At 52.0% G+C, this 12,907-nt stretch carries 10 protein-coding genes; 9 read left to right on the top strand and 1 reads right to left on the bottom strand.

Annotation, left to right across the window (positions count from 1 at the left end; translation table 11 throughout):
- Nucleotides 1-157: 157 nt before the first annotated feature.
- The 3 genes from EYB31_RS23765 to EYB31_RS23755 all read left to right on the top strand — a co-directional run bounded on the left by EYB31_RS23765 (nucleotide 158) and on the right by EYB31_RS23755 (nucleotide 4,426).
- The gene (locus EYB31_RS23765; RefSeq protein WP_131015923.1) at nucleotides 158-1,687 is read left to right on the top strand and encodes a fumarate hydratase; all 1,530 of its coding nucleotides are present in this window, start codon (nucleotides 158-160) and stop codon (nucleotides 1,685-1,687) included.
- Between the two features lie 128 nt (nucleotides 1,688-1,815).
- On the top strand, nucleotides 1,816-3,609 hold the full coding sequence (gene pnpS / locus EYB31_RS23760) for a two-component system histidine kinase PnpS (protein WP_131015922.1): 1,794 nt from the start codon (nucleotides 1,816-1,818) through the stop codon (nucleotides 3,607-3,609).
- A gap of 97 nt (nucleotides 3,610-3,706) precedes the next feature.
- A complete protein-coding gene (locus EYB31_RS23755; RefSeq protein WP_131015921.1) occupies nucleotides 3,707-4,426 on the top strand; it encodes a response regulator transcription factor in 720 nt (239 codons plus the stop codon).
- 364 nt (nucleotides 4,427-4,790) lie between these two features.
- Here EYB31_RS23755 and EYB31_RS23750 read toward each other — a convergent pair whose 3' ends face one another.
- Nucleotides 4,791-6,347 carry a sensor domain-containing diguanylate cyclase gene (locus tag EYB31_RS23750; protein ID WP_165452578.1) on the bottom strand — a complete coding sequence of 519 codons (1,557 nt, stop codon included), beginning with the start codon at nucleotides 6,345-6,347 and terminating at the stop codon, nucleotides 4,791-4,793.
- A gap of 312 nt (nucleotides 6,348-6,659) precedes the next feature.
- Between EYB31_RS23750 and EYB31_RS23745 the strand changes: the two genes are divergently transcribed.
- The 6 genes from EYB31_RS23745 to EYB31_RS23725 all read left to right on the top strand — a co-directional run bounded on the left by EYB31_RS23745 (nucleotide 6,660) and on the right by EYB31_RS23725 (nucleotide 12,886).
- The gene (locus tag EYB31_RS23745; RefSeq protein WP_338119986.1) at nucleotides 6,660-6,794 is read left to right on the top strand and encodes an S-layer homology domain-containing protein; all 135 of its coding nucleotides are present in this window, start codon (nucleotides 6,660-6,662) and stop codon (nucleotides 6,792-6,794) included.
- Complete coding sequence (locus tag EYB31_RS40680) at nucleotides 6,791-7,048, top strand: S-layer homology domain-containing protein (RefSeq protein ID WP_206105491.1); 258 nt, start codon at nucleotides 6,791-6,793, stop codon at nucleotides 7,046-7,048. Before EYB31_RS23745 ends, EYB31_RS40680 begins: the two co-directional genes overlap by 4 nt.
- A 245-nt stretch (nucleotides 7,049-7,293) precedes the next feature.
- Nucleotides 7,294-8,376: a Gfo/Idh/MocA family protein gene (locus tag EYB31_RS23740; protein WP_131015919.1), complete on the top strand. Its 1,083-nt coding sequence runs from the start codon at nucleotides 7,294-7,296 to the stop codon at nucleotides 8,374-8,376.
- A 248-nt stretch (nucleotides 8,377-8,624) separates the two neighbouring features.
- A complete protein-coding gene (locus EYB31_RS23735; RefSeq protein WP_131015918.1) occupies nucleotides 8,625-9,809 on the top strand; it encodes an ROK family protein in 1,185 nt (394 codons plus the stop codon).
- A complete protein-coding gene (locus tag EYB31_RS40675; protein WP_206105490.1) occupies nucleotides 9,806-11,959 on the top strand; it encodes a GSU2086 family protein in 2,154 nt (717 codons plus the stop codon). Before EYB31_RS23735 ends, EYB31_RS40675 begins: the two co-directional genes overlap by 4 nt.
- Nucleotides 11,960-12,088: 129 nt before the next feature.
- Nucleotides 12,089-12,886, top strand: a complete 798-nt coding sequence (locus EYB31_RS23725) for an HAD family hydrolase (RefSeq protein WP_131015917.1) — start codon at nucleotides 12,089-12,091, stop codon at nucleotides 12,884-12,886.
- Nucleotides 12,887-12,907: the final 21 nt, after the last annotated feature.

The following is a 12,907-nucleotide window of genomic DNA, read 5'->3' as shown; positions in this document are numbered from 1 at the left end:
GCGTCGCAGCGAAAAAATCCTGCTTTTTGTCGAATCGGTTACGGGGATTTTTGACGGCGGCGGGTCGGCAGCAAGATGTTCTTTAGAACAATTATTGAATATGATATGATAGGAATATTGAGGTTTGTTTCAGATGTCGAAAGGGGAAATTATATTTATGCAGCATTTTCAGCAAAGCGTGTATCAGCTAATTGTCGAGACTTCCACCAATTTGCCTGCAGATGTGCGCAGGGCAATTCAAAAGGCGCGCGAACAAGAGGATCAAGGCACGCGTTCGGCTTTGTCCTTATCGACTATCGCCAATAATATCGAAATGGCCGAATGCAACGTGTCGCCGATCTGTCAAGATACGGGCATGCCGACGTTTATCGTTCATACGCCGATCGGCGCCAATCAGATTGTCATGCGCAAGCATATCCTCGAAGCAGTAGCTCAATCCACCAAGGACGCCAAGCTGCGCACGAATTCGGTCGATTCGCTGACCGGTGCGAACACCGGCGACAATCTGGGTCCAGGCACCCCGGTTATCCATTTTGAACAATGGGAACGCGACGATATCGAAGTGAAGTTGATCTTAAAAGGCGGCGGCTGCGAAAATAAAAACATCCAGTACAGCCTGCCTGCAGAACTTGAGGGCGTAGGCAAGGCCGGCCGCGATCTGGACGGCATCCGCAAGTGCATTATGCACGCGGTATACCAAGCGCAAGGTCAAGGATGCAGCGCCGGCTTTATCGGCGTAGGCATTGGAGGAGACCGTACAACCGGCTATGAGCTGGCCAAACATCAGTTGTTCCGTAAAGTCGAAGATGTGAACCCGAATGAAGATTTGGCCAAACTCGAAGATTACGTGATGGAAAACGCCAATAAGCTTGGCATCGGCACGATGGGTTTTGGCGGACAAGTTACCCTGCTTGGCTGTAAAGTCGGCGTGATGAACCGTTTGCCGGCCAGTTTCTTCGTCTCCGTGGCGTACAACTGCTGGGCGTTCCGTCGTCAAGGCGTACTGATCGATGCGGGAAGCGGCGAAATTACCAATTGGGTGTATGAGCGCGGCAGCGACTTGCCGATGAAACAAGACGCTCCGGCCGCAGAGGACAGCGAACGCCGTGAGGTGGTGCTTACCGCACCGATTTCGGAAGAGCAAATCCGCAGCCTGAAGGTCGGCGATATCGTCATTATCAACGGCATGATGCACACCGGACGTGATGCGCTGCATAAATATTTGATGGACCACGATTCGCCGGTCGATTTGAACGGCGGCGTCATTTACCACTGCGGACCGGTTATGGCGAAGGATGCTTCGGGCGAATGGCATGTGAAGGCGGCAGGGCCGACGACAAGTATCCGCGAGGAGCCTTACCAAGGCGATATTATCAAAAAGTTCGGCATTCGCGCCGTCATCGGCAAAGGCGGCATGGGCGCCAAAACGCTCGCAGCGCTTCAAGAACATGGCGCCGTATACCTGAACGCAATCGGCGGTGCGGCTCAATATTATGCCGAGTGCTTCAAGAAAGTCGAAAGCGTGGACTTGATGGAATTTGGCATCCCCGAAGCGATGTGGCATTTGCAAACGGAAGGTTTTGCGGCGATCGTAACGATGGATTCACATGGCAACAGCTTGCATGCGGACGTCGAGAAAGATTCGCTGGGCAAACTGGCAACATTCAAGGAACCTGTGTTTAAATAAATAGCAATCATACGGCAGTTATCCCTTGCATCTTCGGATGAAGGGATTCTTTTTTGGGAATTTACAAAAACTTAACTTGGCATGCAAGCGGTTGTCCGGTTACGATAAAACGCTGAAGGGGGCGTACCATGATCAAATTTCGCGCGCGGTTGACGCTTATATTTATTGTATTGATCGGCGTCTCCGTATTAGCCGCAGGCATTTTTATGGCCAAAATGATTCAAGATTCCCATATCGAAGCTTTGAAAAGCAGCATGATCCGGGAACTGCGGATCATTATGGCAACGATGAATTGGAACATGCCGGGCAGCGAGGCTGAACAGGTCCGCCGTTTCAACGATCAGGCTGCGCTGCTGAAGCGCTCCGCAGATTCCCGGATTACTTACATCCGCAAGGACGGCAAGGTGTTGGCCGATTCGGACCATGATCCCGCGACGATGGACAATCATTCCGCACGCGAGGAAATCGTCGATGCCGGCGCCGGCGGCGAAGGGTATTCGATCCGCTACAGCGATACGATCGGCCGGAACATGCTGTATGCCGCTGTACCGGTTAAAGAAAACGGGGCGGTTGTGGGGTATCTTCGTTTGGCGATGAGCCTTGAGGATGTAGAACAATCGATCCGCCAAGTCTGGTTCGGACTGATCGTTGGTTTGCTGATTGTGTTTATTTTGGCCGGGCTTATTAGCTATAGAGTTGCTTTCGGCATTACCCGTCCGATCGAACGGATCACCCAGGTCGCTCAGCAAATTACAAATCTCAACTACAAAGCCCGTGTGACCATCCGCAAAAAAGACGAAATCGGCCAGCTTGGCCAAGCGATCAACCGGATGGCGGACAGCCTGCAGCTGCAGATGAACCGTATTCAAGAAAACGAAAGCCGCCTGAAAAGCGTGCTGGAAAATATGATCAGCGGCGTCATGATGATTGACCGCGAGGAAAAAATCGTGCTGCTCAACCGCGCGGCGGAGGACATTGTCGGATTTTCCGGGCAGGAGCTGCACGGCAAGCGGTTTGACGAGGCGAAGCTGCATTTTGAATTTACCCAATTGATCCGGACATGCATTGATGAGCATGAGCATATACGCGATGAGATGGTGTTTTATTATCCGACGGAACGCATTCTGGAAATTAACCTGAATCCCGTTCTGCAGACGGAAGACGAATGGTCCGGTGTGCTCATCGTGCTTCACGATATCACGGCGGTCAGGCGGCTGGAACGGATGCGCAGCGAGTTCGTGGCGAATGTGTCCCATGAGTTGAAAACACCGATCGCCGCGGTGAAAGGGTTCGCCGAAACGCTGCTGGCCGGCGCTTTAAACGATAAGGATACGGCCAAGTCGTTCCTGCAAATCATTTTCGATGAAAGTGAAAGACTGAACCGGCTGATCGGGGACATCTTGGAGCTGTCGAAAATCGAGTCCAAGCGCATTCCGATGAATTTTTCTCCGGTGCATCTGAATTCATTTGTCGGCAACTGCCTGAAGGTGATGAAGACGGAAGCCAGAAGGAAACAGATCGATCTGGAGATGCATGTCGACGACGATATGTATATGGAAGCGGACGAAGATCGGCTGCGGCAAATTTTGATCAATTTGCTTTCTAATGGAATCAACTACACGCCGGAAGGCGGGCGGGTGCGCGTACGTGTGGAAGGCGCGGTGACCGCAGAGGATGGGGAATACGAGACGGTGCGGTTTATTATTTCAGACACCGGTATCGGTATCCCGAAAAAGGACTTGCCGCGTATCTTCGAACGGTTCTACAGAGTCGACAAAGCCAGATCGCGCAGCTCCGGCGGTACCGGGCTCGGATTATCGATTGTGAAGCATCTGGTAGAGCTGCACAAAGGCTCCATTCGCGTCGAAAGCGAGGTTGGTTTCGGTACCCGCTTTATTATTGAGATGCCGGTAATTCATTAAATTTTCACGAAATGGGAAACATTAATCGTAAATTTACAATATCTTTACGATCTGTTTACAAATCCGTGGTATGATGGGCTTGTCAGGGGGGAAAGCTGTGCAGCAAAGCATTCTAGTCATTGAAGATGAGCCGACGTTAGCCAGGCTGCTTTCATATAATTTGGCCCAAGAAGGCTACGAAACCAAGATGATTGACCACGGCGGGGAAGGTCTGCAGGAAGCGCTGCAGCATCCGTACGATTTGATCATTCTCGATATTATGCTTCCGGGTATGAACGGGTTTGAAGTGCTCTCCAAGCTTCGGCAAAAAGGAAACCACACTCCCGTCATCATTCTGACCGCCCGCAATGCGGAGGAAGAAGTCGTACAAGGGCTTAAGCATGGCGCGGACGACTACATCACCAAGCCGTTTGGCGTTGCCGAGCTGCTTGCACGTGTTTCCGCCGTGCTTCGCCGCACGTTGCCGGAGGAGGCTTTCTCAGGCAAGGGGGACACAGGCGACAAGGTGATTTCCGCCGGTGATCTGCTGATTTATCCCGAGAAATACGAGGTCAGCTTAAACGGGGAATCGATTCCGCTGCGTCCGAAGGAATTCGAGGTGCTGCTGTATTTGGTGCAGCGTCCGGGCATCGTTGTTACACGCGACGATCTGATGAACATTGTGTGGGGGTTCGATTATATCGGGGGACAACGCACGGTTGACGTACATGTCAGCTCACTGCGCAAGAAACTGGAGATGAACCAGCAGTCCGTGCAGATCGAATCGATCCGCGGCGTCGGGTATAAGCTGGTGGCGACAACGGCGAGAAAAAGTTGAGCGTTTGAGTTTACAATAGTTCGTTGCAGGGAGCCGAGGGGCTCCTTTTTTGCGGTCCGCTTTCCTTTGTTTCTGCAGGAACCCACTTGATCGGCTCTGATTTTAAGCATAGGGTTGTACCAAAAGTCATTTTTTTGATTTTTGAATCCCCACATAGACCTGTATGTTCATGCAAAAGACGCTTCCATCCCCACGTATATAGTGGTTTTGGAGGCGTCTTTGCATATATTTGGGATTGCTTCGTTCATCGATCCCCTTTTGGGATAGATCCATTTATATAGGTCGATGAACGAACAGACATATGTCGCCTTGAATGTCATCATCAGGTTTAATCGATTGCCGTCCATCAAACGAACCTTCACGCTTAGGCTGTGACCGTGCGGTTTCGGCCCGACTGCTTGGCCCGGTACAACGCACGATCCGCCGCAGCGAACAATCCGGCGTAACCGCATTCGTCGGAGGCGGAGAGTCCTATGGAGACGGTAATCGGTTTATTTATCGGGCTGACGGTTACTTCAACAGCGGCCCGGAGTTGTTCCGCCAAGTCATAGGCGGTTTGCTTTGAGACGTTCGGCAGCACAATAACAAATTCTTCTCCGCCATAACGGAAGCAAACGCCGGATTCCCGTACATGGTGCTCCATTGTTTGCGCTAAATATTTCAACACGTCGTCGCCGCGGTCGTGGCCGTACATATCGTTAACCGATTTGAACCTGTCGATGTCTAACACGAGCATGCAGAGCGGCATCTCGTCATGCGCCCACTTTTCCATGCGGGCATCCAGCGATCTTCGGTTATGCAGCCCGGTTAGCGCGTCGGTTTGCGCCTGCAGCGATAAATGGTTCATTTGAGACTGCATTCGGCTTACCGCAAGCCCGATTGCGCTTCGCAACTGGTTCGTTTCATAATTCCAGTTATGAGAACGAGGCATCGGCAGCTTCAGGTTGTGCTCTTGATTGCTTATCGTTCTGGCGTATTCAGCAAGCAGATACAATGGCTTCGAGATTTTCACGGCGATGAGCCACGCGATAATGAGCAGCAGGGCAATACCCGGAAGCGTATATTTCAGCACGCTGCTGACCAGCTGCGAGGTCAGCGAAACAACGCTTTGCGTTGGCGTCTGAACAATAACGCCCCACCGTGTGACCGGTACAGGGGCGTAACCGGCCAGCATATCGACGCCTCTTGTGTTAACGACGCGCTGTTGTCCGCTTTTCTCATGCAGCACTTCGTCTACGCTTGGATTGGAGGTCACATCGTCTCCGATTCGTGAAGCGTTGGGATGATAAATGAGCTGTCCCTTTGAGTTGACGACAAAAATATACGAACCTGTCTGAATATCCGGATAGCTGCCCAGTATGGTTTGAAAAATATTTTTCTCCTGAAGCATGATCGAGCCCCCGATGTATCCCAAATAAACGCCTTCGCGGTTGAAAAGTGGTTGGCTTACTTGGACAAGCGGCTTGGAGGTCCCCCCGATATAAGGATCGGATACGAGCGGTTTTTTTTCCATGATGGCTTCCGCGGAGCCGCTGCTCGTCAGCTTGGTTCCTTGAAGTTCGTTTCTTGGAGACGATTGCCGCATGATGCCTTGCGGATCGACGAAATAGATCGAATTGAAATTTTGATTGACGCTGCGAAACAAGTCAAGCTGCTTCTGTATATCACCCCGCCCCCAGTCGCGTTCAAGCAAATCAGCGGTTACAGCCAAACTGTTCTTCATCGAATTAAATAAATCGTTGGTTGTTACAGCGAGTTTTTCCGCATTGATCCGATTCATCGTTAATGTATTAGCGATTAAGGCGTCTTTAATTCCATGGGTTCCGACGAAAATGCTGATGCCAAGAGTTAATATGACCGATAAGGTGACGAGAAGACTCGACAAAAAAGTGAGCGTGAATCCTTTTTTCTTGTTTCTCATAATAATCAAGTCCCATCGAAAGAGGATACGTGAAGTGATTAATTTAGACATTATTCGACATGGGGACATAAAAAACCTACTTATTCTGTGATCGAGATTCTAAATTTTCCTTAAAATGAAAATAAACTGGGCTTAATAAAAGGAGGAAGAGGAGGGGATGACAAGCTGCTGCGCTACAGCCTCTCCAAAACAAAAGACGCGGCATCCAGGGGATGCCATAGCGGGCATGTTGGTTCAATAGCAAGTCTTTCATAATTCTTTCAGATGGGCTCTGCTACAATAGCAGAGTCTTTTTTGTAGAGTAAAGAAAGCATTAACTACATTGCGGCGGATGCATGGTATGAATTAGCGCTAGAAGCGGCGTCGAAGGCGGGACTGGTTAACGGAATAAGCGAAACCGAATTTGCGCCGAATGAGCCGATTACCGAGAACAGATGGCTGTCATGATCGGAAGAGCGCGGACGCTTGTCCACTCCCTGCAAGGGATGCCAAGCGGAGCGGACAACGCTCATCTGCAGACGTTTGCGGATACGCGGACGATATCGTCGTGGGCACTTGACGCCGTGGAAGAGATGGTCGCATCCGGCATTATGAATGGACTCGAACCGGCTCGGTTTGCACCGGCCGAATTGGCTACCCGGGCACAAGCAGCGACAATTTTGAAGCGGTTTATGCAAAGCGTTCTTTTTATTGAAGGATGATAGGTAGTCGCAGGTTTTTCATGAAATAGGGGATCAGAGGAGGGGCCTGCCCCTTGAGGGCTTTACTTCAGCAAAGCGGGCATGGGGAGTATTCGCTTCAGGAGAATTGAGGGGGCCCCTCTCACATAATGCCAAAATTGAATACAAGTAGCGCCATATAACGAATATCTTTTTTGCGGCCGTGTATCTATACTAGAAATTAGTCAAAGCACTGAAATCCAATCAATCGAGGAGGATATACAGTTATGTCACAAAAATTCAAAATCGGGATTGTCGGCTGCGGCGGTATTGCCAACGGCAAACATATGCCAAGCCTTGCCAAACTTGCAAACGTAGAAATGGTCGCTTTCTGCGACGTTATTGTAGAGAAAGCACATGATGCGGCAGGTAAATACGGGGTGGAAGGCGCTCGTGTAACATCCAACTTCCGTGAGCTTCTTGAAGACGCTTCCATCGATATCATCCATGTATGTACGCCAAACGACTCTCATGCGGACATTACGATTGCGGCGCTGGATTCCGGCAAACATGTCATGTGCGAAAAACCGATGGCTAAAACTGCGGCCGATGCCAGACGTATGGTCGAAGCGGCGAAACGCTCGGGCAAAAAACTGACGATCGGCTACAATAACCGTTTCCGTACGGACAGCTTGTATCTGAAAAAAGTGTGCGAAGAAGGCGACTTGGGCGAAATTTATTTCGCTAAGGCCCATGCCATCCGCCGCCGCGCAGTACCTACCTGGGGTGTGTTCCTTGACGAAGAGAAGCAAGGCGGAGGCCCGCTTATCGACATCGGCACCCATGCGCTTGACCTTACGCTTTGGATGATGGACAACTATAAGCCAAAAGCGGTGCTGGGCACAACCCACCACAAGTTGTCCGGCCGCGAAAATGCGGCAAATGCTTGGGGTCCGTGGGATCCGAGCAAATTTACCGTCGAGGATTCGGCTTTTGGCATGATTACGATGCAGAACGGCGCGACCATCGTGTTGGAATCCAGCTGGGCGCTTAACACGCTGCAGACAGGCGAAGCCAAATGTACGCTTTGCGGTACGGAAGGCGGAGCCGATATGCAGGAGGGTCTGCGTATCAACGGCGAAAAACACAGCCGGTTGTATATGAACAACATCCAGCTTGATGCCAAGGGCGTCGATTTCTACGACGGCAAAAAAGAAAACCCGCAGGAAACGGAAATGAGACTGTGGATCGAAGCGATCGAGCAGGACAAAGATCCGATCGTCACGCCGGAGCAAGCTTGCGTTGTTTCGGAAATTCTTGAAGCGATCTACGAGTCGGCCAAAACCGGCAAAGCCGTTTATTTTGACTAATACGCTTCGATAAATCATACACGTACGAAAGAACCGTCCTTCCCCAAAACTGAACTGCACCCCAATGGTTAGACATTATCTAACTTTTTGGGGGCACTTCAAACCGGGAGGACGGTTTTTTATGTTGCGCGGGAAGTTCAAAAATATTTACGGCTGATGAATTTACAAGATCCCTGTTCTGCGTGTATAATTCTAATTAATTAAATGATTAAGAAAATAGAGGAGGAACCGTCATCGTCGAGAACAAAATGATTTATTTGCAGCAGGTTAAGCAGAGCAACATGTCGGTGATCCTCGAGCGCATTTGGCAGCACAATCAAATTTCGCGGGTGGAGCTTGTCGAACACACAAGCCTGACCTCGGGGACCATAACGAATTTGACGCATGAATTGATCGAATTGAATATTTTGCGGGAAACGGAAGCCGTTTCAGGGACCGTGGGCAGGAAAAGAGTGCTGCTTGGCTTCGATCCTCATACGTTCCGGGTTATCGGTCTCGATATTAGCCGTTCCAGCATCGAACTGGTTGTTATGGACTTGAACGGTACGATCATGCAGTCGGCAGAGCGGGATATGACCGGTATCCAAGGTCCGGACGCCTATTTGAAGGTGATTCGGGAATTGGTTGCGGACGCGAAAAAAAGCATTGATGCTGCAGGATGCAGGGTTCTCGGGTTAGGTGTAGGGGTACCTGGACCGATTGACCATGCGAAAGGGACGATTGTATCCCCGCCTAATTTTCCGGGATGGAGCGGGTTTCCTTTACAGATGAAGCTGGAGGAGGAATTCGGGCTTGTGACGCTGATTGAGGACGATGCCCGGACATCGGCTTTAGCCGAAAGACGCTACGGACTCGGCAAAAATGTCAAACACCTCGTGTTTGTCACCATGGGCGCGGGGATCGGCGGCGGAGTTGTCACCGATGGGAAAATCGTCCGCGGGACAAACGGGTTATGCGGTCAAGTCGGCCATATGACGATTGTGCTGGACGGCAAGTTGTGCGATTGCGGGAATAGAGGTTGTTGGGAAACGGTCGGTTCGATTCCCGGCATTTTAAGCCGCTGGCCGCATGGCAGTACCTTGGCTGAACTGCGCAGCGCCGCTTTAAGCGGCGACCAGGAAGCGATCAAATGCATCCATGATACGCTTGTTTATCTCGAAGCGGCAATGATCAACATTCAGAATTTGTACGATCCTGAATTGATTGTGCTGGGCGGGAGCTTGTACCCGATGCTTGCGGATTACATGGATCATGTGAAGCAGCGTTTGAGATCGAGAATATACGCATTTGCCAAAGACCGGCTGAACATTGAAGCAGCTACGTTTAAAGCATCGCAAAGCGCCGTGGGGGCAGCCGCTTTATTGTTTGATTATTTATTGTCCGAACCGGTAAGACTGCTGTCCTTAAGCGAAAGGAAGGTGGAGAAGCAATGACATCGGGGAACAGGCTGTCGTTTGCGGGCATCAAAACATTTTCCGTGTACAGCCGCACCAATCTGGTGACGATTCAAAATATGTCAAGACCTTACGAAGAAGACGGCAAGGGCTGGTCTGCCGCAGAAACGCCGCAGTTTCTGCAACTGGTCGACCGGATCATTGAATTGCGGAAGGCAGGCAAACCCGTGATCTGGTCGATGGGGGCCCATGTGATTAAAAACGGCCTGTCGCGGTATGTCATTGAAATGGTGCGCAACGGTTTTGTCACTCATGTTTCCGGCAACGGGGCGACCAGCATTCACGACTTCGAGCTGGCGTTTCTGGGCGAAACGTCGGAGGACGTCGCCACGGCGATTGAGGACGGTTCCTTTGGCATGTGGGAGGAAACGGGGAGGTTCATGAATGAGGCGATTAGTGAAGGCGCAAAGCTTGGGCTCGGTTACGGGCCCAGCCTGTACCGTTACTTATCGGCCCATCCGGAACGTTTTCCTTATTACGACGATTGCGTTTTCGTACAGTGCCAGCGTTATGGCGTTCCTTACACCTGCCATATCTCGATTGGCACGGATATTATTCATCAGCACCCGGCTGTGGTGTTTAAAGATTTGGGTGCGGCTTCGGGCCGGGATTTCCGGCAGATGTGCCATTCGATCGCAGGAATGAACGACGGGGGCGTGTTTTTGAACTTTGGTTCGGCGATATCGGGGCCGGAGATTTTCCTTAAGGGATTGGCGCTGGCACGCAACCGCGGTCTGGAAATGGAAGGAATTACGGCCGCCAATTTTGACATCGTTCCGGCATCTGCGGACATTCGTCCAGAGAATACCAAGCCGGAATACCATTACCGGCCGCGCCGGGTATTTATCGACAGGCTGAGCGAAATCGGCGGGCAAGGGCTGATGTTCCGCGGCCTGCACCAGATGACGATTCCGGCGTTGTTTCACAAGCTGCTGGCGAGAAAAGCGGAGCTGGGAGCGGAGTTTCCGCCTGTACCGGAGAGTGCGCAAAACAATGTAAGGGCCACTCAAGCCGGCACCAAGCAATATCCGGTCGGTACACGCAACAGCCGCCTGCACGCTGAGATGTTGAGCGGTCCGGCCCGGTCGGGGACGATGTTGCAGTATGGCGGAGCGGCGGGGGCGGAAGGCGTTAAGTCGGTACCGACGGAGGCGGCGGCCAGCAATGCGGACAATGCCGACGGCTGTGCTGTGCAGCGGCAAAGTCATTCGCCCGGGGCAGAAGGCCGGGCGGCGGACGCGGAAACGGGAGCGGCTCTCGAGCGGCCTCGCGGCGCAAGCTGGCATCCCGAGCTGTTCGGCGATTTTGTTGAACGGCTGGAAGCCGCCAAAACGCAAGGCGCACGTGTGCTTGTGTCCTTGGGCAGCGATGTGATCGGCAGCGGAGTGAACCGCTATTTGATCGATTTGGTGCGCAGGGGGTATATCAGCCATATTGCCATCACCGGGGCAGGTTGCCTGCACGATGTTGAGCTGGCTGCTTTCGGGCGGGCCGAAGAGCTGGAAGCCGGGTATTTGGGCGAAGGCAAACTGGCGATGTGGGCGGAACCCGCGCAGATGATCCATGAAGCATTGGCAGCAGGCAGTTCCGGGGAGACAGGGTATGGGGAACGCCTGATGCATTATATCCGCACCCATCAGCAATCATTTCCTTATTTGCAGGAAAGTCTGCTTGGCGTCTGCATGGAATCCAGCATTCCGTATACATGCCACATTACGCTGGGGACCGACGATATCCAGATCCATCCGGAATCCGATATCGCCTTGCAGGCGGAAGCCAGCGGATATGACTTCCAAACATATTGCTATTCGGTCGCCCATTTGGAGGGCGGGGTGTTCATGAACTTCGGTTCCACGGTTACGGGTCCTGAGGTGTTCTTGAAAGCGTTATCCATCTCTCGCAATTTGCAGTACCCGGTCCACCATATTACAACCGCTAATTTCGATATCGTCAAACTTGGCGATTATTCGCAAAAGGTCGGCTATGAGGATTGGGACTATTATTACCGGCCGCGTAAAAATATCGTACACCGTCCGACAAGCCTTGGCGGCAAAGGTTTTCATTTCGAAGGACTGCATCAGGACACGATTCCCGCTATATGGCAGGCGGTGGCCGGTGATAAGAAGTAAGACCGCGGCTGGGCGCAAGAGCCGAAAGCGGCATGGTGCACGCGGGAGTTTTGAATTGCTGCGAACCGTAGATAGTTCCAGTATAAGGAAAATATTTCGAACTTTAATACATTCATAAGGAGGCACAAGATGGACCGCCAGCAAAAAGGTCAAGTTCAAGCGGTGCTGTTTGATTTTGACGGCACGTTATCTACGTTAAGGTCGGGCTGGGAAGAAACGATGGCTCCGCTGTTTAAAGAAATGATTGCCGGCAGCCGGCAGTTAAGCGTTGAGGAAGAAGCGGAGCTGGAGCGCGAGATCGATGCCTATATCGATCAATCGACGGGCATTCAGACGATTTTCCAAATGCGCTGGTTGGAGCAGCGTGTGCGGGAGCAGGGCTGGAATCCGCATGTGCTTAGCGATTGGGAGTACAAGGCGGAATACAACAATCGGCTGCTGCTTAAGGTAAACGAGCGGATCGCCGACTTGCGTGAAGGAAAACTTGCGCCTTCGGGATTTTTGATCCGCGGTTCCGTTGAGCTGCTGGAAGCGCTGCATTCCCGCGGCATTCCGATGTATATCGCTAGCGGCACCGATCACCCGGATGTCGTAAATGAAGCGGAAGTGCTGGGAGTCCGCAACTATTTTGCAAGCATCGCCGGAGCGCCTCCGGGACGAGCCGACTGCTCGAAGGAAAAGGTTATTGCCGATCTGCTCGCACAGCCCGATTTTGGCGGTGAAGGTCTTGCGGTGATCGGCGACGGCAAGGTGGAGATCCGCCTGGCGAAGGAAAACGGGGCGCTTGCGCTGGGGCTTGCCAGCGATGAGAACGCCAGAGAGGGCCTCAATCCGGTGAAAGTCAACCGGCTGCAGGCGGCCGGTGCGGACCAAATCGCCGGAGATTTCTCCGATCTGAATATGTGGCTGAAGTGGCTGGGGTTGTAGGAGTATGTCCGGTGAAGCAAA

Source organism: Paenibacillus thalictri (genome assembly GCF_004307995.1).
In the GTDB taxonomy this organism is placed as follows: domain Bacteria; phylum Bacillota; class Bacilli; order Paenibacillales; family NBRC-103111; genus Paenibacillus_AF; species Paenibacillus_AF thalictri.
This window is presented reverse-complemented; position numbering and strand designations above follow the sequence as displayed.